23 protein-coding genes are annotated in these 22071 nt (G+C 72.9%); 15 read left to right on the top strand and 8 right to left on the bottom strand.

Features of this window, described 5'->3' with window-relative positions; all coding sequences use genetic code 11:
* Positions 1–88 precede the first annotated feature (88 nt).
* The 10 genes from O2V61_RS03710 to O2V61_RS03755 are packed head-to-tail and all read left to right on the top strand — an operon-like array spanning position 89 to position 8937.
* Entirely contained in the window at positions 89–1036 is a 948-nt protein-coding gene (locus O2V61_RS03710; RefSeq protein WP_269181980.1) for a class I SAM-dependent methyltransferase, read from the top strand.
* Positions 1037–1052: 16 nt separating this feature from the next.
* On the top strand, positions 1053–1634 hold the full coding sequence (locus O2V61_RS03715) for a GNAT family N-acetyltransferase (protein ID WP_269181981.1): 582 nt from the start codon (positions 1053–1055) through the stop codon (positions 1632–1634).
* Entirely contained in the window at positions 1631–1972 is a 342-nt protein-coding gene (locus O2V61_RS03720; protein WP_269181982.1) for a hypothetical protein, read from the top strand. The genes O2V61_RS03715 and O2V61_RS03720 overlap by 4 nt, the downstream gene beginning before the upstream one ends.
* Positions 1969–2685, top strand: a complete 717-nt coding sequence (locus O2V61_RS03725) for an SDR family NAD(P)-dependent oxidoreductase (protein ID WP_269181983.1) — start codon at positions 1969–1971, stop codon at positions 2683–2685. The genes O2V61_RS03720 and O2V61_RS03725 overlap by 4 nt, the downstream gene beginning before the upstream one ends.
* 1 nt (position 2686) lies before the next feature.
* A complete protein-coding gene (locus O2V61_RS03730; protein ID WP_269181984.1) occupies positions 2687–3361 on the top strand; it encodes an MBL fold metallo-hydrolase in 675 nt (224 codons plus the stop codon).
* Positions 3358–4371 (top strand): 3-oxoacyl-ACP synthase III family protein, encoded by a 1014-nt coding sequence (locus O2V61_RS03735; RefSeq protein WP_269181985.1) that lies wholly within the window; start codon positions 3358–3360, stop codon positions 4369–4371. Before O2V61_RS03730 ends, O2V61_RS03735 begins: the two co-directional genes overlap by 4 nt.
* A gap of 2 nt (positions 4372–4373) precedes the next feature.
* The gene (locus O2V61_RS03740) at positions 4374–5567 is read left to right on the top strand and encodes an SDR family oxidoreductase (protein ID WP_269181986.1); all 1194 of its coding nucleotides are present in this window, start codon (positions 4374–4376) and stop codon (positions 5565–5567) included.
* On the top strand, positions 5564–7357 hold the full coding sequence (locus O2V61_RS03745; protein WP_269181987.1) for an HAD-IIIC family phosphatase: 1794 nt from the start codon (positions 5564–5566) through the stop codon (positions 7355–7357). Before O2V61_RS03740 ends, O2V61_RS03745 begins: the two co-directional genes overlap by 4 nt.
* On the top strand, positions 7350–7589 hold the full coding sequence (locus O2V61_RS03750) for an acyl carrier protein (RefSeq protein WP_331254203.1): 240 nt from the start codon (positions 7350–7352) through the stop codon (positions 7587–7589). Before O2V61_RS03745 ends, O2V61_RS03750 begins: the two co-directional genes overlap by 8 nt.
* A 7-nt stretch (positions 7590–7596) precedes the next feature.
* A complete protein-coding gene (locus O2V61_RS03755) occupies positions 7597–8937 on the top strand; it encodes a class I adenylate-forming enzyme family protein (protein ID WP_269181988.1) in 1341 nt (446 codons plus the stop codon).
* A 30-nt stretch (positions 8938–8967) separates the two neighbouring features.
* Here the strand turns inward: O2V61_RS03755 and O2V61_RS03760 are convergent, their stop codons facing one another.
* Entirely contained in the window at positions 8968–10371 is a 1404-nt protein-coding gene (locus O2V61_RS03760; protein WP_269181989.1) for a class II fumarate hydratase, read from the bottom strand.
* Positions 10372–10519: 148 nt separating this feature from the next.
* Between O2V61_RS03760 and O2V61_RS03765 the strand changes: the two genes are divergently transcribed.
* A complete protein-coding gene (locus O2V61_RS03765; RefSeq protein ID WP_269181990.1) occupies positions 10520–11659 on the top strand; it encodes a CatB-related O-acetyltransferase in 1140 nt (379 codons plus the stop codon).
* 10 nt (positions 11660–11669) lie between these two features.
* Positions 11670–12329 (top strand): DUF1707 SHOCT-like domain-containing protein, encoded by a 660-nt coding sequence (locus O2V61_RS03770; protein WP_269181991.1) that lies wholly within the window; start codon positions 11670–11672, stop codon positions 12327–12329.
* 23 nt (positions 12330–12352) lie between these two features.
* On the opposite strand, the gene glpX is transcribed toward O2V61_RS03770, so the two are convergent.
* Positions 12353–13408 (bottom strand): class II fructose-bisphosphatase, encoded by a 1056-nt coding sequence (gene glpX, locus O2V61_RS03775; RefSeq protein WP_269181992.1) that lies wholly within the window; start codon positions 13406–13408, stop codon positions 12353–12355.
* A 70-nt stretch (positions 13409–13478) separates the two neighbouring features.
* Between glpX and O2V61_RS03780 the strand changes: the two genes are divergently transcribed.
* The gene (locus O2V61_RS03780) at positions 13479–14147 is read left to right on the top strand and encodes a DUF4245 domain-containing protein (protein ID WP_269181993.1); all 669 of its coding nucleotides are present in this window, start codon (positions 13479–13481) and stop codon (positions 14145–14147) included.
* Here the strand turns inward: O2V61_RS03780 and O2V61_RS03785 are convergent.
* The 4 genes from O2V61_RS03785 to O2V61_RS03800 all read right to left on the bottom strand — a co-directional run bounded on the left by O2V61_RS03785 (position 14129) and on the right by O2V61_RS03800 (position 17709).
* Positions 14129–14359 carry an exodeoxyribonuclease VII small subunit gene (locus O2V61_RS03785; protein WP_269171936.1) on the bottom strand — a complete coding sequence of 77 codons (231 nt, stop codon included), beginning with the start codon at positions 14357–14359 and terminating at the stop codon, positions 14129–14131. The genes O2V61_RS03780 and O2V61_RS03785 overlap by 19 nt on opposite strands.
* The gene (xseA, locus tag O2V61_RS03790) at positions 14356–15591 is read right to left on the bottom strand and encodes an exodeoxyribonuclease VII large subunit (RefSeq protein WP_269171935.1); all 1236 of its coding nucleotides are present in this window, start codon (positions 15589–15591) and stop codon (positions 14356–14358) included. The genes O2V61_RS03785 and xseA overlap by 4 nt, the downstream gene beginning before the upstream one ends.
* A 67-nt stretch (positions 15592–15658) precedes the next feature.
* Positions 15659–16489 (bottom strand): M15 family metallopeptidase, encoded by an 831-nt coding sequence (locus O2V61_RS03795; RefSeq protein WP_269181994.1) that lies wholly within the window; start codon positions 16487–16489, stop codon positions 15659–15661.
* A gap of 62 nt (positions 16490–16551) precedes the next feature.
* Positions 16552–17709 carry a lipid droplet-associated protein gene (locus tag O2V61_RS03800; RefSeq protein ID WP_269181995.1) on the bottom strand — a complete coding sequence of 386 codons (1158 nt, stop codon included), beginning with the start codon at positions 17707–17709 and terminating at the stop codon, positions 16552–16554.
* A 156-nt stretch (positions 17710–17865) separates the two neighbouring features.
* Here O2V61_RS03800 and O2V61_RS03805 point away from each other — a divergent pair, with 156 nt between their 5' ends.
* A complete protein-coding gene (locus O2V61_RS03805; RefSeq protein ID WP_269181996.1) occupies positions 17866–18837 on the top strand; it encodes a 4-hydroxy-3-methylbut-2-enyl diphosphate reductase in 972 nt (323 codons plus the stop codon).
* 87 nt (positions 18838–18924) lie between these two features.
* Here O2V61_RS03805 and O2V61_RS03810 read toward each other — a convergent pair whose 3' ends face one another.
* Positions 18925–19494 carry a DUF6542 domain-containing protein gene (locus O2V61_RS03810; RefSeq protein ID WP_269181997.1) on the bottom strand — a complete coding sequence of 190 codons (570 nt, stop codon included), beginning with the start codon at positions 19492–19494 and terminating at the stop codon, positions 18925–18927.
* A 394-nt stretch (positions 19495–19888) separates the two neighbouring features.
* Between O2V61_RS03810 and O2V61_RS03815 the strand changes: the two genes are divergently transcribed.
* Positions 19889–20884, top strand: coding sequence for a YihY/virulence factor BrkB family protein (locus O2V61_RS03815; RefSeq protein ID WP_269181998.1), 996 nt, complete (start codon positions 19889–19891; stop codon positions 20882–20884).
* 19 nt (positions 20885–20903) lie between these two features.
* Here O2V61_RS03815 and O2V61_RS03820 read toward each other — a convergent pair whose 3' ends face one another.
* Positions 20904–21974: a DNA recombination protein RmuC gene (locus tag O2V61_RS03820; protein WP_269181999.1), complete on the bottom strand. Its 1071-nt coding sequence runs from the start codon at positions 21972–21974 to the stop codon at positions 20904–20906.
* Positions 21975–22071: the final 97 nt, after the last annotated feature.

Consider the following 22071-nt stretch of genomic DNA (forward strand, 5'->3'; position numbering starts at 1 on the left):
TGGGGATGGTGAGACTCCCCGGGTGCATGGGGCGGCGCAACCTCTCGCCTCCCCGTGTCCGCGGACGACGTCGTCCATGGTGGGTGCCATGCCCGACACGAAGACGGCGGACAGGCCGGCCGTGGCCCGCCTCGACCGCCAGGCGCACCCCGCACTGGTGTGCATGAACGAGGCGCTGCGGGTGAGGCACCGGTTCGCTGCCGACATCGTCGACCGCAGTGTCGCTCTGTTCGGGACTCGCTGGGCCGATGAGTTCGAGTCCGTCGTCGGCGCCCTGTTCCCCACGGCTGATGCGGTCGCCGGGGCCGTGAGGGGATACGCGGCGTTCGCCATGCAGTCGATGCGGTTGCAGGCTGCCTTCGAGGTCGAGGGGCAGTACCGGCCCAAGACCTACGACGAGGCGGCCAGCGAGGTCTACTTCAACGAGCAGCACATGATGCAGGAGTACCTGCCGGGCCTGCTGTTGTCGCACTTCCTCTGGCCGCACCACTACCGGCAGCTCCAGTTCTTCGACAGCGCCTTCGTGGACGCCATGCGGGTGGCCGGCGCGTCCTCCTTCGTCGAGGTCGGCATCGGCACGGGGTTGTACTCTGGCTTCCTGCTCCGCCGGCTCCCGGACGTACGGGGGACCGGTTTCGACATCAGCCCGTTCTCGAAGCAGTTCACCGAGGCGCATCTCGATGCACTGGGAGTCGGGGACCGGTACGAGGTCGAGTTGCGCGACGTCACCGTCGAGCCCATCGACCCCCGGGCCGACTGGCTGGTCTGCGTCGAGGTGCTCGAGCACCTGGAGGACCCGGTCGCCTTCCTCCGCGGCCTGCGCGCGACGATGGCCCCGGGCGGCAAGGCGTTCATCACGGCTGCGCTCAACGCCGCGCACGCTGACCACATCCATCTCTACCGGGCTCCCGACGACGTGCTGGCCCAGCTGGTCGAGGCCGGCTTCACCCTGGAACAGTCGTTCGTCGGCGCGGCCTACCGACCTTCGGCGCCCGGGGTGCCGGTCCCGCTGGCCGCCGCGTTCGTCGTCTGCTGAGCGGGTGTCGAACTCCATGGCCATCGACGACAGGGTGCTCCGAGGGGAGTTCGTCAACCTGCGCCCGCTGAGGGTCGCGGATGCCGAGCTGACCTTCCGCTGGCGCAGTGCCGACAGGGCACGGTTCCTCAACGCGGGGGCCCGGACCGTCGAGGAGCAGGCCGACTGGATCGCTGCTCGCCCGGTCGCCGAGCACAACTTCATCATCGAGCTCGCCGACGCACGCCCGGTCGGCATGGTGTCGCTGACCGACATCGACCGGGTGGACCGCCGCGGTGAACCCGGGCGGTTCCTGATCGGTGACGAGGTCGCCGTCCACGGTGTCCCGGCCGCCGTGGAGGCCATGAAACTGCTCTACCGGCTGGCGTTCGACGACCTCGACCTGGTCCGCGTGTGCGGCACCGTGGCCGCCGAGAACAAGCTGATGCTCAAGTGGCAGAAGTTCCTCGGCATGCGGGAAGAGGGCCGGCTGCGCGACCACCTCCTCCTGGACGGCCGGTTCCAGGACGCCGTCCTCCTCGGCCTGCTGGTGGAGGACTACCGCACGACGACCCTGCCGCGCATGAACGCACTCATCGCCGCTGCCCGCAGCCGATGACCTACTCCCCGGAGGAACTCCCCATGCTGGACCACCGCTTGGACCACGATGCCGTGCAGGGCATGGTCCTGCACGCCCTCGAGACCCTCAACGACGAACGTGGCGCGGACGACGAGCTCGTCGTCGGCCCGCGGACACGGCTCTTCGGCGCCGACGCCGAGCTCGACTCGCTCGCCCTCGTCTCGGTCATCGTCGACGTGGAGGAGGCAGTCTCCGCGGCATCCGGCCGCACGATCAGCCTCACCGACGACCGTGCCATGAGCCAGGAGACCTCGCCCTACACCGACGTCGAGTCGCTGACCGCCTACGTGGTGGAGCTGCTCTCCGAACCGGCGTGACCGCCTCCGGGTACGAGGGCAAGTGGGTCCTGGTCACGGGCAGCCGCCGGGGCCTCGGCCGGCTCATGGCGGAGCACGTCCTGCGCAACGGTGGCCGCGTCGCCGGTTTCGCCCGGGGGGAGTCGACCATCGACCACCCGGACTACGTGCACTTCCGGGTCGACGTCGGTGATCCCGCGTCCGTGGTGGCCGGGTTCGCAGAGTTGAGGAAGGTCACCGACTCCCTGCAGATCGTGGTCAACAACGCCGCGGTGCTGACCTCGCAGTACTCGATGATCATGGCCCCGTCCGCAGCGCGGGCCATGCTGGACACGAACCTGCTCGGTGCCTTCCTGGTCTCCCGGGAGGCGTCCAAGTTGATGCGACGGGCGAGATGGGGCCGGATCATCAGCATCAGCTCCATGGCAGTGAGCCTCGAGCCGATCGGTGACTCGATGTACGCCGCCACCAAGGCGGGCCTCACCACGATGACGAACGTGATGGCCCGGGAGCTCGCACCGCTGAACATCACCTGCAACACCCTCGCGGTGAGCGCCATCGCGACCGACATGCTCGCCCAGTTGCCGCAGGAGAAGGTCGCCCAGGTCGTGGCCGGGCTGCCGCTGCCACGTCTCGCCGAACCGGACGACGTCTTCAACGTGCTGGACTTCCTGGCTGCCGAACGGAGCTCCTACGTCACCGCGCAGACCATCTACCTGGGCGGGGCGAACTGACGTGGCGACGCGCGTCGGTGACTGGGGCGCCGGAGCCGTGTGGCGGGTCACCAGCGGCGTGTTCCCGTCGAACGCCTACTTCTGCGAGGCAGACGTCCCCGGCGGCGGCATCCTCGTCGACCCGGGCCTGGACAGCCAGGCCATCGACGCCGAGCTGAGCGCGCTCGGCCTGCGGCCGCACCAGGTGTTCTGCACCCATGGGCACTTCGACCACACCGGCGGTGCCGCCTGGTTCCGGGAGCGGTACGACTGCGAGGTCTTCCTGCACCGGGCGGACAGCCGGACGATGCGGTCCTCGAACTTCCTGCTGATGGCCCTGCAGATCCCGCATCGGGTGCAGGCTGCCGATGTCACGTGGGTGGACGACGACTTCTGCACCGACATCGCCGGGCGGCGGCTGCGGTTCCTCCCAGCGCCCGGGCACACGCCCGGTTCGTGCGTGCTGGAGCTGGGCAGTGCGTGGTTCACCGGAGACACGCTCTACTCCCGCGGCGTGGGACTGAACTCGCTGCCCGGTGAGGACCGCGACGCACTGCGGACGACGATCCGCGGCCTGTGGCCGCGGCTCACAGCCGAGCGCATGGTCTACCCCGGGCACGGCGACCCGGCCGACGGGGAGACGGTCCGGACCGGGAACCACGCCCTGACCGCCTTCCTCGGCACGGTGGACGCATGACCGCCGCCGTCACCATCTCCGGTGTGGGGCACCACCTGCCCGTCCGGGTCGAGGACAACGCGACGCTGTGCCAGGGCCTGGACGTGTCGCCGGAGTGGATCGTCGAGAAGACCGGCATCACCCAGCGGCACATCGCCGAGCCCGAGGAGTCGGCGGCCGACTACGCCGTCGAGGCCGGGCGTCGGGCGCTGGCCATGGCCGGCGTCGACGCGGACGAGGTCGACCTGATCATCGCCTGCACCTTCTCGGGTGACTACGTGTTCCCGCCGCTGTCGGCCAGGGTGCAGCGGGACCTGCGGGCGACGAACGCGCACGTCTTCGACGTGCAGGCCAACTGCACCGGCTTCGTCACCGGGCTGACCATCGCTGCGGACCGGATGAAGGCCGATCCGGCCGTGCGGCACGCCCTGGTCATCGGCGTCGAGTTCCTCTCGCGCTACATCGACCGGCGGGACGTCAACACGGCGATCTACCTCGCCGACGGGGCCGGTGCGGCAGTGCTGAGCCGTGCCGCCGACCCGGAGGACGGGATCCGGTCCTCGGCGTTCCACACCGACAGCTCCAACTTCGAGTCGGTCCGGATGCGCGGCGGCGGCTCCTCCTTCCCGCTGCAGGGGCGGACCTTCGACCCGGCGGTCGACCTGATGGAGATGAACGGCATCGCCACCTGGAAGCAGGCGATCACCCATCTCCCGAAGGTGGTCCGCCGCGCGTGCGAGAAGAGCGGCATCGAGCTCTCGACGGTCGACTTCCTGATCTTCCACCAGGCCAACCTGCGCCTCATCGAGTACCTCGTGCGGAAGCTGGGCTTCGACCTGTCCCGGACGTACACGAACGTGGAGCGCATCGGCAACACCGGCTCGGCGTCCCTGGCGATCGCGATGAGCGAGGCCGTCCAGCGCGGCCTGGTGAAGAACGGGGACCTGGTCGTGCTGGCGGCCGTCGGCGCCGGGTTCACCTTCGGTGCGTCCGTGTGGCGCTGGCAGCTGCCGGCCGCGGAGAGGAGCTGATCGTGTTCGCCGACTTCGCGGCCATCACCGTCGGCGACAGCCGTTCACTCGTCCGGACCATCACGGCCGAGGACGTCCGTCGCTTCGTGGACATGACCGGTGACGACAACCCGCTGCACGTCGACCCCGCCTTCGCCGAGACGACGGCGTTCAAGGACGTCGTGGTGCACGGCATGCTCGGGGCGTCGTTCCTCTCCACCGTGATCGGCACCCAGCTGCCCGGTACCGGGGCTCTGTGGCTCTCCCAGAACATGGAGTTCCTGCTGCCGGTGCGGTTGGGCGACGAGCTCACGGTCAGCGCCACCGTGGTCGGCAAGCACGAGCGCGACCGCCTGCTGGACCTCGACACCCGGATCGTGAACCAGAACCAGCAGCTCGTGCTGAGCGGGCAGGGCCGGGTCAAGGTGCTCACCCCGTCGGCACCTGCCGTCGAGGACGCGCCGCGGGAACGGCCGCGGGTGGCCATCGTGACCGGCGGCGCCGGCGGCATCGGCAGGGCCGTCTGCCGGCGCCTGGCCGCGGACGGCCTCCACGTCGTCGTGAACTACCACCAGCGGGCCGACCGGGCAGCCGACGTCACCGCCGAGATCAACGCCGGCGGCGGGTCCCGTGCCCTCGCGGTCGGCGCCGACATCTCCACCGATGCCGGCGCCGAGGCCCTCTTCCGGGCCGCTGTCCGGGAGTTCGGTGCCGTGGACGTGCTGGTCAACAACGCCTCTCCGCGGATCAACCCCAAGCCCCTGGCCACCCTCGGGTGGGCGGACGTGCAGGCGCAGCTCGACGTCTCGGTCAAGGGCGCGCTGGCGATGACCCGCGCCGTGGCCCCCGGCATGGGCGAACGAGGCTGGGGCCGCATCGTGAACGTCACCTCCCAGGTCCTGGACGGCCCGCCGTCGTCGACCTGGACCGGCTACGCGATGGCCAAGGGAGCGCTCGCCGTCTTCTCCCGGTACATGGCGGCCGAGCTGGGCCCGCAGGGGATCACCGTCAACTGCGTCGCCCCGGGCATGACCGAGACGCCCCTGATCGGGGACGTGCCCGAGAAGGTGCAGCTGATGGCCGCGCGGCAGACGCCGTTGCGACGGCTCGCCCGGCCGGCCGACGTGGCCGCGGCCGTGGCGTACCTGGTGTCCGACGACGCCGCCTTCATCACCGGAGACACCGTCGCCGTCAACGGTGGGTCGGTGATGCGGTGAGCACCAGGACCGATCCCGACGAGGCCCTGGCCGTGCTCGCCGCGGACACCAGCACCCTGACCCAGCTGCTCCGGGCCATCGAGACCCTGGAGCAGCAGCCGCAGGAGCGGACGGTCCGGGTGGGGGTGTCCGCGTCGGCGACCGTGGACCTGCTCGGCGTGTACCTGCGCCGGCACGGGCTGCTGGCAGGCACGGGAGTCGAGATCGTGCCCGGCAACTTCGACGACCCGATCGGGGACGTCGAGCGATTCCGGGCCGCGGGGGTGCGGCACGTCGTCCTGCTGCCCTTCTTCGACGGTCTGCTGCCGTCGTTCGAGGCCCAGCTGCCGAACCTGGAGCCAGGGGCGGTCGACGTCCTCGAGGAGAGCCTGCGCTCGCGGTACCGGCTGGCGTTCGAAGCGGCCCGGGAGATGGACTCGGTCTTCGTCGGTTCCTTCCACCGCCTCGGGAGCCCGGTGGACCTCGGCGGCCGGGACGTCGTCGCCACGGTGCTGCACCGGTTCGATGCCGCCCTCCGGGAGGAGGCGGCCGGCTTCTCCAACACCCGGGTGGTCGACACCCAGGACGTCGTGAGCACGGTCGGCCGCAGGGCGGCCTTCGACCACCGCTTCCACCTCCGGAGCAGAGCTCCCTACACCGGTGCGTTCCTCGACGAGCTGGCACGGCGGATCACAGCCGGTGCGCGCGGCTTCGGTGCCCACTTCCACAAGGTCCTGGTCCTGGACTGCGACAACACCCTGTGGGGTGGCGTGGTGGGCGAGGACTCCCCGACCGGTGTCGGCCTGAGCCCGCACGACCACCCGGGCAGCGTCTACTGGCGGGTGCAGCACCAGATCGCCGCGCTCCGGCACGAGGGCGTGCTCCTGGCGCTGTGCACGAAGAACAACCCGGACGACGTGGACGAGGTGCTGGACCGGCACCCGGACATGGTGCTGCGCGCCGAGGACTTCGTCGCGACCCGGATCAACTGGGACGACAAGCCGGCGAACCTGCGGGCACTCGCCACCGAGCTGGGCGTGGGCCTGGACAGCATGGTCTTCCTCGACGACTCGCCGTTCGAGTGCGAGGCGGTGCGACAGCAGTTGCCCATGGTGACCACCGTCCAGGTGCCCCGGACGCTCTCGGAGTACCCGCGCGTCGTCCACCGGGTGGCGGAGCTGTTCCTGGCCGGGGGGACGACGACGGACAGCCGGGACAAGACCGAGCAGTACCGCAGGCGGGCCCAGGCCCAGCAGCTGCAGGCCCGGTCGGTGGACCAGGAGACCTACCTGGCGTCGCTGCAGCTGACCGTGGAGCTGCGGCGCGACCTCCCGGGCGACGCGGCACGGGTCAGCGAGCTGTCCCAGAAGTCGAACCAGTTCAACCTGACGACGCGTCGCTACAGCACCGCCGAGGTGGAACGGCTGGTCGCCAGCCCGGAGCACGCCGTGTACTCGCTGGTCGTGGGTGACACGTTCGGCTCTGCCGGCCTGACCGGCGCAGCGGTGCTCCGGTACGACGGTGACCGGGCGTACGTCGAGGCCTTCTTCCTCAGCTGCCGGGTCATCGGCCGCGGCGTGGAGACCTCCGTCTGGCCGCAGATCGTGGTGGATGCGATCGAGCGGGGCTGCCACGAACTCCACGCCGACTTCGTCCCGAGCGCCAAGAACACCCAGGTGGCCGACTTCTACGACCGCCTGGGACTGCACGTCGCCACCGAGGCGGACGACGGCTCCCGCTCGTACCGCATCGACGCACACGACTTCCACACCCCACCCCCAGCATGGATCGAGATGAGTTCCCTTGGATGAGCAGCAGCTGTCTGACGTCATGGCCACCGTGCTCCGCGTGCCGGCCGAGGAGATCGGTCCCGGCAGCAGCATGGACACGGTCCCCGGCTGGGACTCGTTGCGGCACCTGACCCTCGTGCTGGCCCTCGAGGAGGAGTTCGGCATCCAGATCCCGGACGAGGAGGCCGGCTCCATCACCTCCTACCCGCTGATCAAGCTGGTGCTGAGCGAGCTCGTCGAGGCCAGGGCCTGAGCTCGTCGTGGAGTGGCTGATCGAGCGGTTCCGGACCGCTCCCGACCGGACCGCGTTCGTCCACGAGGGGCGGTCGGTCAGCTATGGCGAGGTCGTCGCGACCGTGGCCGAGCTCGGCGCGCGGCTGGAGGAGCGCGAGGTCGGTCCCGGCGACACCGTGGCCGTCGTGGGGGACTACTCGCCCGAGGTCTTCTGCATGCTCCTGGCACTGGTCCAGCGGCGGTGCACCGTCGTCCCGCTCACGCCGGCCTCGGTCGTCGAGGAGTCGGTGGCCCTCGGGGTGTCCGGGTGCGACTGGTACGTCCGCTTCGACGACGAGGGGGCGCTGGCCGCCATCGAGCACCGCGGACTGGCTGCGGAGAGCGCCCTGCTCACGGAGTTCCGGGCCCGGCGGTCGCCGGGGCTGGTGCTGTTCTCGTCCGGGACCTCCGGGCGCCCGAAGGGCATGCTGCACGACTTCGCACGCGTCGCTGAGAAGTTCCGCCGGCAGCGGGCCCCGGTGGTGGCCATCCCGTTCCTGATGATGGACCACTTCGGCGGGATCAACACGCTGCTGGCCATCACGTCCAGCCTGGGCAGGGTCGTCACGGTGGCAGACCGGTCCGTGGCGTCGATCTGTGCGGCGATCGCTCGCGAGCGGGTGCAGCTGCTGCCGGCGACCCCGTCGTTCCTGACCCTGCTGATGGCGTCGAACGCGCACCGGGAGCACGACCTCTCGTCGCTGACCCGGATCACGTACGGCACCGAGGTCATGCCGCAGGCCACCCTGGACCGGGTGCGCGCCGCCTTCCCCGGGGTCGTCCTGCAGCAGACCTACGGTCTGTCCGAGGTGGGGGTGCTGCGGTCGGAGTCGCGCGACGACGGATCGCTGTGGATGCGCATCGGGGGAGAGGGCTTCCAGACCCGCGTCGTGGACGGCGTCCTGTGGATCAGGTCGGACTACGCCATGGTGGGCTACCTCAACGCACCCTCGGAGTTCGACGACGAGGGCTGGTTCAACACCCAGGACGAGGTGGAGGTCGACGGCGACTGGTTCCGCGTCCTGGGCCGGGTGACCGACCTGATCAACGTCGGGGGCCAGAAGGTCTACCCGGCTGAGGTGGAGGGCGTGGTCCTGGGCGTGGAGAACGTGCAGGACGTCGCCGTCCACGGCGAGGAGCACGGATTGCTGGGCCAGATCGTCGTGGCCACCGTGGTGCTGGAGCGGCCCGAGCCGGTGGAGCAGGTCAAGAGACGGATGCGTCAGGTCTGCGCCGGTCAGCTGGCCGGGTTCAAGGTGCCGGTCAAGGTGGTGCTGTCGGGTGGACCACTGCACAGCTCCCGGCACAAGAAGGTCCGGCGCGGCTGACGCGCCGGACCTCCTGCTGCTGGGCGGGGGTCAGGGGTGGGTCATCGACAGCACGTCCAGGGCGGCGTCCAGCTGCTCCTCGGTGAGCTTCCCCTGCTCCACGTAGCCGCGCTCGACCACGACCTGGCGGATCGTCTTCTGCTCCGCCAGCGACTGCTTGGCGACCTTGGCGGCCTCCTCGTAGCCGATGTACTTGTTCAGCGGCGTGACGATCGAGGGGGAGGACTCGGCGTAGGTGCGGCACTGCTCGACGTTGGCGGTGACGCCGTCGACGCAGCGGTCGGCCAGCAGCCGGCTGACGTTGGCCAGCAGCCGGATCGACTCCAGCACGTTGCGGGCCATCAGCGGCAGCGTCACGTTGAGCTCGAAGACGCCGGTGGTGCCGGCGTAGGTGACGGCGGCGTCGTTGCCGATCACCTGCGCGCCGACCTGGATCACCGCCTCGGGGATCACCGGGTTCACCTTGCCCGGCATGATCGAGCTGCCCGGCTGCAGGTCCGGCAGGGCGATCTCGCCCAGGCCGGTGCGCGGGCCCGAGCCCATCCACCGCAGGTCGTTGGCGATCTTGATCAGTCCGACGGCGATCGTCTTGAGCTGGCCGGAGCCCTCGACCAGGGCGTCCCGGGAGCTCTGCGCCTCGAAGTGGTCGCGCGCCTCCGACAGCGGCAGGTCCAGCTCGCCGGCCAGCCGCTCGATGATGGCCGCGGCGAAACCGGGCGGGGTGTTGATGCCGGTGCCGACGGCGGTCCCGCCCAGCGGCAGCTCACCGATCCGGGGGAGCGAGGCGTGCAGCCGCTCGATGCCGTAGCGGACGGCGGCCGCGTAGCCGCCGAACTCCTGTCCCAGGGTCACCGGGGTGGCGTCCATCAGGTGGGTGCGGCCGCTCTTGACGACCTGGGCGAACTCGGTGGCCTTGCGCTCCAGCGAGCCGGCCAGGTGCTCCAGTGCGGGCACCAGGTCGCGCACGATGGCACCGGTCGCGGCGACGTGGATGGCCGAGGGGAAGACGTCGTTGGACGACTGCGAGGCGTTGACGTGGTCGTTCGGGTGCACCGGCGAGCCGAGGGCCTCGGTGGCCAGGGTGGCGATGACCTCGTTGGTGTTCATGTTGCTCGAGGTGCCCGACCCGGTCTGGAAGACGTCGATCGGGAAGTGGGCGTCCCAGTCCCCCCGGGCGACGGTCGCCGCCGCCTCGGTGACGGCGTCGGCGACGTCCTGCGGCAGCACGCCGAGGGAGGCGTTCACCCCGGCGGCCGCGCCCTTGATCGCCGCCAGCGCGCCGATCAGCTCGCGCTCGATGGGCGTGCCGGAGATCGGGAAGTTCTCCACGGCCCGCTGGGTCTGCGCGCGCCACTTCGCCCACGAGGGGACGCGGACCTCCCCCATGGAGTCGTGCTCGATGCGGTACTCCGCGCCGTCGGTGTCGGTGGCCACGCTGCGCTCCCGGAGGTGGGGGAAGGGGAAGGGTCTCGCGGCTAGGACCCTAGACAGCACCCCCACCCGGGCTCGCCCGGGTGGGGGTGGCGCCACGCCACGGCCGCGCTCCCGGAGGGCACCCCGCTTCCCGGTTAGCGTCGCCGGCATGCAGCTGTGCGTCGTCTTCGTGGCCGACACCCGGGTCAGTGCGGTCCAAGCCTCGGTGCACGCTCTCGTCCCTGCCGTGGACGCGGCCGAGTCAGCCGGCGGGGACGTCGACGTCCTGGTGGTCGACAGCTCCGGGCGGCAGGACGTCGCGGACTTCCTGCGGACGGTGGACGGCGCCCGGCGGGTGCGCACGGGCAAGGTCGATCGGTCGAGGGCGCTGACCCGTGCACTCGATGAGGTCCCCGACGCCGGGATCCTCTGGATCGGTGGGTCCGATGGCTGCCCGGTCCCCACGGCGATCGCCCGCATGGCGGCTGCAGCGGATCGGGACGGTGCGCTGGTGCTCGCCCGCCCGGAGGACCCGGCGCCCCACCTCGCCGGCCCGGCACACCTGATCCGCCGACTCTGGACGGCGTCGGACGCCGCCGGCACCGATCCGGTGCCCGAGCTCGTCCGCCGGGCCGGAGCCGCAGGCGTGCCCGTCATCGGGTGCGCAGAGGCCGGCGTCCTCAAGCAGCCCATCCGCCGTCCCGCTGCCCCGAACACCTCCATGGGCCCGGGCACCTACGCCGGCGCCTCGACGAGCTTCTCGTCCTACTCGGCACGGGACCAGATCGAGATCGGCGCGTACTGCTCGATCGCCGATGACGTCCGGGTCGTGCTGCCGGGGGGACGCCTGTACGACGAGGACGGCACCGAGCTGGGCCTGGGCCTGCGCGGCCTGCACCGCGAGCAGACGGCGTCCACCTTCCCGATCGGCATCCTGGTGCCGGACGAGCCGTACGACGAGCCACCGCCCGGCGCCACCGGTGAGCGGCTGGTCATCGGGGACGACGTGTGGATCGGTCACGGGGCCGCGGTGCTCGGAGCGGTCACCGTCGGCACCGGCTCCGTCGTGGGCGCCCGGGCGCTGGTGGTGTCCGACGTCCCGCCGTACTCCGTGGTGGGCGGGGTGCCCGCCCGGGTGATCCGCACGCGGTTCCCCGACGACGTTGCCGCGCGGTTGCTCCGCGTCGGCTGGTGGGACTGGTCGCCCGAGGTCGTCAAGGGTGCCCACCGCTGGTTCGGCAGGCCGGTGGCCGAGTTCCTGGACCACTTCGACCCGGGGTCGATCGATGCGGACGCCCGCCGCGGCTAGGGTCCGCAGCATGAGCCAGCAACAGGACGGGGACCCCGACCGGGTGCCCGTGGTCCGCGCGTCCGACGCCGAGCGCGATGCGGTCGTCACCCGGCTGCAGACCGCCCTCGGCGAGGGGCGGATCAACGTGGACGAGTTCACCCAGCGGGCCGACGTCGCCTACGCCGCGGTGACGACGGCCGACCTCGAGGAGCTGCTCACCGACCTGCCCGCGCCGACGTCCGCCGTCCCGGCGTTCGGGGAGGTCGTCGGTGAGCGGACGACGGGCACCATCGCCACCGTCTTCGGCGACGTGAAGCTGACCGCCACCACCAGCGTGCCGGAGCGGGCCAGCACCGTCTTCGGTGACGTCCGCATCGACCTGCGGGGGCTGCGCACCTCCGAGGAGGTCGTGGCGCTGCAGCTGGGCACGGTCTTCGGTGACGTCGAGGTGATCGTCAGCGAGGGCGTGGCCGCCGAGATCGAGGGCTGGACGGTCTTCGGTGACCGCAAGACGCAGCTGGCGCCGGTGCCGCGGCTCCCGGGGACCCCGCGGGTCGTCGTCCGGGGCTGGACGGTCTTCGGTGACCTGAAGCTCCGCAGCCTGGCGCCGGGGGAGTCGCCCAGCCGCTGGCGGGCCGTCCTGGACCGGCTGGCCGAACGCCGGTCGGCCCCGCCGCCCGCCGGCTGAGCCGGGCGGCGCGGGCCGGCGGTTCAGGCCTCGTCGTCGCCGAAGGGGACGGCCGAGTACTGGTTGAGCTTCTCCAGCGAGTGCAGGCTCTCGATCGAGCGGATCGTGCCCGAGCGCGAGCGCATCACCAGCGACTGGGTGGTCGCCCCGCCGGCGCGGTACCGCACCCCCCGCAGCAGCTCGCCGTCGGTGATGCCGGTGGCCACGAAGAAGACGTCGCCGCCCACCAGGTCGTCGATCAGGAGCACCCGGTCCAGGTCGTGGCCGGCGTCCAGGGCGCGCTGCCGTTCCGCGTCGTCCTTGGGCCACAGTCGGCCCTGCAGCGCACCGCCCATGCACTTCAGGGCGCAGGCGGTGATGATCCCCTCCGGCGTGCCGCCGATGCCCATCAACAGGTCGACGCCGGTGCCCTCCTGGGCGGCGGCGATCGCCCCCGCGACGTCGCCGTCGGTGATGAACTTGATCCGGGCGCCGGCCTCGCGGACCTCCCGGACCAGGGTCTCGTGCCGCGGCCGGTCCAGGATGCAGACCGTCACGTCGCCCACCGAGCTGCTCTTGGCCTTCGCCACCTTGCGGATGTTGTCCGCCACCGGTGCGGTGATGTCGACGACGTCGGCGGCGGCCGGCCCCGTGGCGATCTTGTCCATGTAGAAGACGGCGGACGGGTCGTACATCGCGCCCCGGTCGGCCACCGCCATCACCGCGATCGCGTTGGGCATGCCCTTGGCCATCAGCGTCGTGCCGTCGATCGGGTCGACCGCGACGTCGTAGTCGTTGCCCCAGCCGTCGCCGACGTGCTCGCCGTTGTAGAGCATCGGGGCCTCGTCCTTCTCGCCCTCCCCGATGACGACGACGCCACGCATGTGCACCGTGCCGATGAGGGCGCGCATGGCGTCGACCGCGGCGCCGTCCCCACCGTTCTTGTCACCGCGACCGACCCACCGGCCGGCGGCCAGGGCGGCGGCCTCGGTGACCCGGACGAGCTCCAGGGCCAGGTTGCGGTCCGGCGCCGGGCGGTCGGCGCGCAGCGTCGAGGCCCGCCGTGCGTTCAGCGGGCCGTCGGGCATGGGAAGGGACACGGGACCTCCTGAGAGCCGTCGGGCGACGCTGCCCAGCGGGGTGGTGGAGCGGTGCTGCGATCCTAGGGGCATGCCCGACACCGGCCAGGACGGCGAGCAGCCCCGGCCCGCCCAGCCCTCCGCCACCGTGACCGATGCCGCGACCGGCGCGTCGCCCGACGCCGGCGGTCCCGCCCCCGCCGCGTCCCCGGCCAGCGACCGGATGCTGCGCTTCACCCCGGCCAACATGATCCGGTCGTTGCTGCCCCTGGTGGTCCTCAGCCTGGTGATCGTGGGGGTCACCGCCCTGCGGCAGAACCCGGAGGACCCGGTTCGCGACGTCGACTCCACCAGTGCGCAGCGGTCGGTCGCCGAGCTGGCCGGCTACGAGCTGCTGGTGCCGACCGACCTGCCCGAGGGGTGGCGGTCGACGAGCGTGCGGACGGACGCCGGGTCGGTCCAGGCCGGTGACCCGGTCACCCTGGAGATCGGCTGGTTCACCCCCGGCGAGGAGTACGCCGCCTACGTCATCAGCGACGACCCGGGCGCCCCCGCGGTCGCCGAGGTCCTCGACGGGGCGGTCGCCGACGGCACCGAACAGGTCGACGGGCAGACCTGGGAGCGGCTGGAGACCCAGCGCGGGGAGACGGTGCTGACCCGGGTCGCCGACGGTGCCACGCTGGTGGTGACCGGTTCGGCGACGGAGGACGAGCTGACCACGCTGGCCGGCTCGCTGGAGCCCTACGCCCCCGGGTCCTGAGCGGGGGGAGCGGCGGCGGCCAGGCGTTCCCGGGCCCGGTCCAGCCAGTGCTGGCACAGCTCGGCCAGCTGCTCACCGCGCTCCCAGAGCGCCAGCGACTCCTCGAGGGTGAGGCCGCCGGACTCCAGCCGGCGCACCACGTCGGCGAGCTCCTCGCGGGCCTGCTCGTAGGTCTGGGTCGGCTCAACGGCCTGCTCGGGCTGTTCGGTCACGGTTCCCCATCCTCCCCGGCGGTCGTGCGGTCGACCCGCACCGGGAGCCGGCCACCGGCCACCCGGACCCGCAGCCGCTCGCCGTCGGCCACCCCGGCCGGGTCGCGGACCAGCTCGCCGTCGGCCCGCTGGACCACCGCGTAGCCGCGCTCCAGCGTCGCCGCGGGGGAGAGCGCCGCGACCCGCGCTCGGGCGTGCACGAGGTCTCGCTCGGCGCCCTCCACCCGGTGGCTCAGCGTGCGGGTGGCCCGGGCGCGCAGCGCGGTGACGTCGTCGGCCCGGCCGGCCAGCAGCCGCTGCGGGTCGGCGAGCACCGGGCGGCTGCGGACCGACTCCAGCCAGCGTTCCTGCTGCTCCAGCCGGCTGCCCAGCAGGTGCCGGGCACGGGCGCGCAGCCCCTCGACCAGCCGGGTCTGCTCGCCGATCTCCGGGACGACCCGGTGGGCGGCGTCGGTGGGGGTGGCTGCCCGGACGTCGGCCACGTGGTCGACCAGCGTGGTGTCGGTCTCGTGCCCGACCGCGGTGACGACGGGGGTGCGGCTGGCGGCGATCGCCCGGACCAGGCCCTCGTCGGAGAAGGGCAGCAGGTCCTCGACCGACCCGCCGCCGCGGGCGATCACGATCACCTCCACCGTCGGGTCGGCGTCCAGCCGCTGGAGCCCGGCGATCACCGACTCGGCCGCCGTCGGGCCCTGCACGGCGCAGTTGTGCATCGCGAAGCGCACCGCGGGCCAGCGTCGCCGGGCGGTCACCAGCACGTCGCGTTCGGCCGCGCTGTCCCGCCCGGTGATGACGCCGACGACGGCGGGGGCGAAGGGCAGCGGGCGCTTGCGGACGACGTCGAACAGGCCCTCGGCGGCCAGCAGCCGGCGGATCCGCTCGATCCGGGCCAGCAGCTCACCCAGGCCCACCGCCCGGATCTCGGTGGCGCGCAGCGAGAAGGACCCGCGGGCGACGTAGTAGTCGGGGCGGGCGCGGACGATCACCCGGGAGCCCTCGGTCAGCTCCAGGCCGGGCCGGTCGGCGACGTCCCGGTGGCAGGTGACCGGCACCGAGAGGTCCGCGGCCGGGTCGCGCAGGGTGAGGAAGACCGTCGCCGCGTTGCCGCGCCGGGACAGCTGGGCCACCTGCCCCTCGACCCACACCTCGCCGAGCCGGCCGATCCACTCGGCCACCTTCCGGGCCACGGTGCGCACCGGCCAGGGCGACTCGGGGGACGACGGACTGGTCACCCGCCCGAGCCTGCCAGACGGCGGGCGCCCTCCTCCGCGGCCCTCGCGGGCCCGGGCCGGGACCGGCTCAGCCGGGGTAGCCCGGGGCGGCGGGGAGCCCGAAGAACTCCTCCATGGTCAGGACCCCGGTGCGCTGCATCTCGGTGGCCAGCGGGACGCCCACGTACCGGAGGTGCCAGGGCTCGTACTTGAAGCCGGTCACGTCCTGCCGGCCGTCGGGATAGCGCACGAGCCAGCCGAACTCGTGGGCGTGCGCGGCCACCCACTGGCCCTCGGCCGTGGTGGCGAAGCAGCTCTCGATGTCGCAGCCGCCCCCGCCGACGTCCGCCGCGAGCCCGGTCTGGTGCTCGCTGTGGCCGGGCCGGGCCACCTGGACCTCGGCCCGCTCCTCGCCGAAGCGGCTGACCTGGGCGCTGAAGAGCCCCACCTGGTACTCGTAGGGCCGGTAGGCGCTCAGCACACTCAGGTCCAGTCCCTGGGCCGCGGCGGCGCTGATCAGCGCGTCCATCGCCTGCGCCGCCTCCGCCCGCAGCTGGTACCCGTCCCCGACCGGGACCAGGTCGGCCGGTCCGACGTCGATCGGGCTGAGCGGGCGGGCCTTGTTGACGACCACCCAGCTGCTGGCCGGGTCGGTGATCGACAGCTGGGCGCGGTCGAAGGCCGGCGGGCTCGTGGGCGCTGGTGCTGGCGGCGGAGGCGGGGGCGTCGGGGTGGTCGTGGTGGGGGCGAAGGTGGCGGGGCCGCCCTCGGCGGTCGGGATGCGCTCCTCCCCGCCGTCCTGCAGCCAGAGCGCACCGCCGACGGCGAGCACGGTCACCAGGGCGAGCAGCAGCAGGAGCCAGCGGCGTCGGCGGTGCCGTGCCGGCGCCGCCGGTCCTGCCGTGCCCTGCTCGTCCACCGTCTCCTGCTCGCCTGCCTGCGTCGTCCCTGCCCCTGCCCGTCTCCGTCCCTGCTGCCCGCTCAGCCGCGGTCGGCGCTGAGCTTCTCCAGCCGGTTCTGCAGCAGGGTCACGTAGGGCGCCCGGGCGCGGGTGGCCCGCTCGTAGTCGAGCAGGTCGGCCACGGTCTCGGTCGGGTAGGCCCGCAGGTGGCCCCGCAGCGCGGGGATGCTGAAGGCGTCGTAGCCCTCGACCGGGCTGACCGGAGCCCCGTCGTCGGCCGGCTCGGTCCCGTCGGAGGGCACCAGCGGGTCGCTGGCGGCGCTGTCGGTGACGTCGCTGCCGGGGGCGACGCTCTCCGCTGCCTCCGGGCCGCCCAGGTCGACCAGCTCCTCGGCCGCGTCGTCGAGCGCGGGCACGTCGGGCACCGCGTCGTCGACGAGCTGGGTCTGCCCGGGCACCTGCTCGGGAGTGACGTCGTCCAGCGTCGACACCGCGCCGGCGAGGACCTCCGCCGGCGGGGTGCCGGGCACCGCGGGCTCGGCGACGAGCTCGTCGGCGACCGCCTCCTCGATCTCGGCCTCGTCCTCGGCGACGTCGGAGACGGTGTCGGCGGTGAGCTCCTCGAGCACCTCGTCCGGGACGGCGTCGGGCACCTCGGCCGCGACCTCGTCGGCGACCTCGGCGGCCAGCTCGTCGACGACCGCGGTCACGGCGTCGGCGGCCGGGTCGTCGGGCAGTGCGGCGACCTCGGCAGGGGTCAGGTCGGCGACGGTGTCGTCGGCGCTGGCCGCCAGCACCGCCGCCACCTCCTCGGTGAGGTCGTCGGGGTCGGCCACCGGCAGGTCGGCAGCGGCGAGGTCGTCGGCCAGCGCGTCCGCGAGCTCCTCGGCCGGGGGCTCGTCACCGAGGTCGTCGTCGAGGTCGACGACCCGGTCGAAGGCCGAGCCGCGCCCGGCCGAGGCCGGCCGGGCCGGGCGTGCGGTCGGCGCCTCGTCCACGTCGTCGTCGAAGGTCGCCATCCCCGGCCCGGCGTCGCCGCGCAGGCTGGTGAGCACCTCGTCGCCGCGGGCCACGAGCCCGGAGTACTGCTGCTGCAGGTGCAGCGAGGTCTGCAGGGCCTGACCGATCAGCCGGACCGGGAGCCCCGGCAGCGTCGTGGGGAGCTTGCGTGCCTCGTCGAGCACGGTGGCGGCCAGTCCTGCTGCCGCGCGGACGACCTCGGGGATCTCTCGAGCCATGGGGCACAGGGTGCCGCACGTGGCGATCACCGGCAGCCCGACCACGCGCGCCGTCCCCCGTCCGGGCGGACCGCGCGCCGTCCCGGCGTGTCCAGCGCCACCCGTTCCGGCCTGCGGGGGCCGGTCCGGCGCAGCGGACCCACCTACCATGGGGGAATGGCTGAACCGCGCGGACGCGTCCTGCTGGCCGATCCCCGGGGGTACTGCGCCGGCGTGGACCGGGCGGTCATCGCCGTCGAACGGGCGCTGGAGATCCACGGCGCCCCCGTCTACGTCCGGAAGCAGATCGTCCACAACAAGCACGTCGTGGCGACGCTGGAGCGCCGGGGCGCGGTCTTCGTGGAGGAGACCGACGAGGTGCCCGAGGGCGCGGTCGTCGTCTTCAGCGCCCACGGGGTCTCCCCGGCGGTGAAGGCGGAGGCGCAGGAGCGGTCGCTGCGGACCATCGACGCCACCTGCCCGCTGGTGAGCAAGGTGCACATGGAGGCCAAGCGCTTCGCCAAGGACGACTACGACATCCTGCTGATCGGTCACCGCGGGCACGAAGAGGTCGAGGGCACGATGGGCGAGGCCCCGTCGAACACCCAGCTCGTGGACGGCGCCGAGGACATCGCCAACGTCCAGGTGCGCGACCCGGAGAAGGTCGTCTGGCTCTCCCAGACCACGCTCTCGGTCGACGAGACGCTGGCCACGGTCGACTCGCTGAAGACCCGGTTCCCCGGTCTGCAGAGCCCGCCCAGCGACGACATCTGCTACGCCACGCAGAACCGGCAGCAGGCGGTCAAGCAGATGGCCGCCGAGTGCGACCTGGTGCTGGTCGTCGGCTCCACCAACTCCTCGAACTCCGTGCGGCTGGTCGAGGTGGCCCTGGAGGCCGGTGCCCGCGACTCGCACCTGGTCGACTTCGCCTCCGAGATCGACGAGTCCTGGCTGTCCGGCGTCGGCACGGTCGGCGTGACCAGTGGCGCCTCGGTGCCGGAGATCCTGGTCAGCGAGGTGCTCGACTGGCTGGCGACCCGCGGGTACGCCGACGTCGAGACGGTCAAGGCCGCGGAGGAGCGGCTGGTGTTCGCGCTGCCGCACGAGCTGAAGCCGCGCCGCGAGGCGCTCGCGGTCGAGGCCGAGTAGCAGCTACCCGCACGCCGAGAGCGGCCGGGACACAGGACGGGCCGGCACCCCCGCGGGGGTGCCGGCCCGTCCTGCGTCCGAGGTCGGTCAGCGGCGGGCGGCCAGCCGGCCCAGGGTGATCACCAGCGCGGCGCCGGTGGCCAGGCCCATCGCCGGGAAGCCGCGCACGAGCAGCGTCGCCAGCGTGGGGAGGTTCAGGCTGGCCGACGGCGCCAGGCCGATGTTCAGCAGGGCCACCGCGACGAACACCAGGGGCGGGGCGACCAGGATGCTCAGCAGGTCACCTCGCCGGGTGACCAGGGCGGCGCCGATGGTCCCGGCGGTGAGCGCCACCAGCGTGATCGTGCCGAGGCCCAGACCGATGTAGGAGTCGGCCGCCGCGGCGACCAGGGTGACCAGGAAGACGCCGGCGATCGCGAGAGCCCCCCGGATCCCGGTGCTCGCGGTACGCGCGCCGCTCGCCGAGGACCCACGCCGCCGCCCGTCGCCGGGGGCGTCGGCCGGCCGGTGACCGGTGCCGCGGGGGTCGGGCGCTCGACGCTCGGGCGGGCGCGGGCCACGCTCGGGGGGACGGCCGGAGACGGCACCCCCGGCGGCCCGTGGCGACGGGTAGCCGCGTCCTGCGGCCCGGCCGGCGTCGCTGCGTTCTGCACGCACGGCGCCCTCCCGCCTGTCTCGAACTCGGGCATCGACAGTGACCGGAGCGATGGTGCACCTCCTCGTCGGCAGCGAGGGCCCAGGGCACCCCACCGGTCGGGCCACGGTATCGGCCCGACCTGAGTGAACGCCGGACCCGGCCGGGAGTGGCGGGCCAGAACTCGCCGGTGTCGCACCGCCGGGGTGGCGCATTGTGCGCACGGGCGCCCCAGCCGTCCCACGGTCCCCACCAGCCGGCCGTCGGCGAGCTGCGGACCGTCTGTGGCGGTTCGGTGACGATCCGGACGCTGGCGCATGGTCGAGCAGCACTCGGGGGAACACGGCGAGGGACGGGTCGACTGCTGGCGCTGCCGGCTGCGCCGTCGACGACCGGAATCCAGGAGGAACTGCCTGCATGAGCTCGGTGAGCCGGGTGCCGGAGATCGCAGCGCGGGACGGCGAGCGGTTGACTGCCCGCGATGCTTGGGTGACTCTGCGCAGCTGTCGGGTCGGCGATCTGTGGCGTGCCTCCTGGTCCCGGTTCCGCTACGGCGACGGCTTCTCCCACGCGCGGGCGCTGGGCCTCCAGCTGTCGCTGGCCGCGGTGCCGCTGTTGATCGCCTCGATCGGGCTGAGCACCCTGTTGGAGCGGCCGTCCCTGCGCTTGCTGGTCGACAGGACGGTGCTGCAGCTCTCGCCCAGCGCCTCGGACGAGATGGTCCAGCGGGTGCTGTCGCCGTGGAGTGGTGAGCCGGACGGGATCCCGCTCGCCACGGCGCTGGGGCTCGCCGCGGCGGTATTCGCGATGGCGACCGCCATGGGGCAGCTGGAGCGCGGGGCCAACCGCATCTACGGCATCCAGCGGGACCGGCCCACCGTGGAGAAGTACCGCCGCGCCCTGGTGCTGGCCGGCCTCGCCGGGGTGCCGCTGCTGGTGGGCTCGCTGCTGGTGACCACGCTCGTCGCCGCGGCCGCGGCGGTGGAGGACGTCTACGACGTCGACGACGACCTCGTCGTGCTCATCGTCGGCGTGGTCGCCGTGGGACTGCTGCTCGCCGCGATCACCCTGATGCTGCGGCGGGCTCCGTACCGCCGGCAGCCCGGCTGGTCGCTGCTGGTGCTGGGGAGCGTGCTGGCCCTGGGGCTGTGGACCGGACTCACCCTGCTGCTGGCCGGCGTGCTCGACCTGCTCAGCTACCTCGGCTCGGCGTACGGACCGCTGACCGGGGTGATCGCCCTGCTGTTCTGGGCGCAGCTGACGTCCGGGGCCATCTTCCTGGCCTTCGCCGTCTCGGCAGAACTGGAGTTGGCGGCGATCCGGGTGGCGGATGGACGCATGGCGCAGGCCGGCGCAGCGGCCACCGACCGCTCCTGGTCGACGGGGTCGTCGAGAGCGGGCTCAGCGACCTGACCGGCCGAGCTGTCGCTGGTCAGCCTGTGGTGCCGTCGCGCTCACCGATCTCGGGCAGCTCCTGCGTCGGTGGCCGCAGGGCACGCACCGTGCCCTCGACCGGCGCCGGGGTCGGTACCGGCGCCGCGGCGACGCCGAGGTCGTCGAACCGCCGGGTGGCCACCAGCACCGAGCGCTCGTAGGACCCGACCGTCTCGTTGTACCGGGTCAGCGCCGAGCCCAGTGCGGAACCCAACCGGGTCAGGTGACCGGACAGGGTGCTCAACCGGGCGTGCACCGTGCGGCCGGCCTCGAGCACGGCGGCGGCGTCGTGGGCCAGCCGTTCCTGCCGCCAGGAGTAGGCGACCGTGCGGAGCAGGGCCAGCAGCGTGCTCGGGGTGGCGATGATGACGTCGCGGCCGAAGCCGTGCTCCAGCAGTGCCGGCTCCGCCTCCAGGGCCGTGGTGAGGAAGCCGTCGGCGGGGACGAAGAGCACGGTGAACGGCGCCGCGCTGCCGAACGCGCTCGGGTAACGGCGCGCGGCGAGGACGTCGACGTGGGCCCGGAGCTGCCGGGCGTGGTCGGCGACCCGCTGGGCGCGCACCGCCGGGTCGGTGGCCTGGACCGCCTCGATGTACCCGGTGAACGGCACCTTCGCGTCGACGACCACCTGCCGTCCGTCGGCCAGGGTGACGACCAGGTCGGGGCGCACGCCCGAGCCCTGGTCGGTGGTGCCGGACGGCTGCTCGACGAAGTCGCAGTGCTCCAGCAGCCCGGCCACCTCCACGACCCGGCGCAGCTGCAGCTCGCCCCACCGGCCGCGCACGTGCGGGGTGCGCAGCGCGGTGACCAGGGCGGCGGTCTCCTGGCGGAGCAGGGCCGAGGTCTGGCCGATGGTGCCCACCTGTTCCCGCAGCTCACCGTGGGCGGTGGCCCGGTCGCGCTCGATGCCGGCCAGCAGTCGGTGCAGGTGGTCCAGCGACTCGTGCACCGGCTCGAGGGCCTCCGGCGCCGCACCGGCCCGCCCGCGGACGGCCACCAGCCCGAGGGTGACGGCGGCGGCCAGGAGCGCACCGATGAGGAGCCCGACGAGCAGGGAGGCGGCGTCCATGCCGGTCAGGCTGCCCGACGGGTCCGACACTTCCGGTGAGGCGCCCCAGGCGTCAGGCATAGGAAGCTCTTCACCCGGTCTGTGGCTCGGAACCGGG

Origin of the sequence: Modestobacter sp. VKM Ac-2985, assembly GCF_026967925.1 — a bacterium.
Lineage (GTDB): Bacteria > Actinomycetota > Actinomycetes > Mycobacteriales > Geodermatophilaceae > Modestobacter.

What these genes read in the sequence shown, in the direction of transcription:
- O2V61_RS03815 (WP_269181998.1), top strand. Translation starts at nt 19,889, where the DNA reads ATGAGCTCGGTGAGCCGGGTGCCGGAGATCGCAGCGCGGGACGGCGAG.
- O2V61_RS03765 (WP_269181990.1), top strand. Translation starts at nt 10,520, where the DNA reads ATGCAGCTGTGCGTCGTCTTCGTGGCCGACACCCGGGTCAGTGCGGTC.
- O2V61_RS03805 (WP_269181996.1), top strand. Translation starts at nt 17,866, where the DNA reads ATGGCTGAACCGCGCGGACGCGTCCTGCTGGCCGATCCCCGGGGGTAC.
- O2V61_RS03780 (WP_269181993.1), top strand. Translation starts at nt 13,479, where the DNA reads ATGCCCGACACCGGCCAGGACGGCGAGCAGCCCCGGCCCGCCCAGCCC.
- O2V61_RS03800 (WP_269181995.1), bottom strand. Translation starts at nt 17,709, where the DNA reads ATGGCTCGAGAGATCCCCGAGGTCGTCCGCGCGGCAGCAGGACTGGCC.
- O2V61_RS03735 (WP_269181985.1), top strand. Translation starts at nt 3,358, where the DNA reads ATGACCGCCGCCGTCACCATCTCCGGTGTGGGGCACCACCTGCCCGTC.
- O2V61_RS03715 (WP_269181981.1), top strand. Translation starts at nt 1,053, where the DNA reads ATGGCCATCGACGACAGGGTGCTCCGAGGGGAGTTCGTCAACCTGCGC.
- O2V61_RS03820 (WP_269181999.1), bottom strand. Translation starts at nt 21,974, where the DNA reads ATGGACGCCGCCTCCCTGCTCGTCGGGCTCCTCATCGGTGCGCTCCTG.
- O2V61_RS03710 (WP_269181980.1), top strand. Translation starts at nt 89, where the DNA reads ATGCCCGACACGAAGACGGCGGACAGGCCGGCCGTGGCCCGCCTCGAC.
- O2V61_RS03770 (WP_269181991.1), top strand. Translation starts at nt 11,670, where the DNA reads ATGAGCCAGCAACAGGACGGGGACCCCGACCGGGTGCCCGTGGTCCGC.
- O2V61_RS03720 (WP_269181982.1), top strand. Translation starts at nt 1,631, where the DNA reads ATGACCTACTCCCCGGAGGAACTCCCCATGCTGGACCACCGCTTGGAC.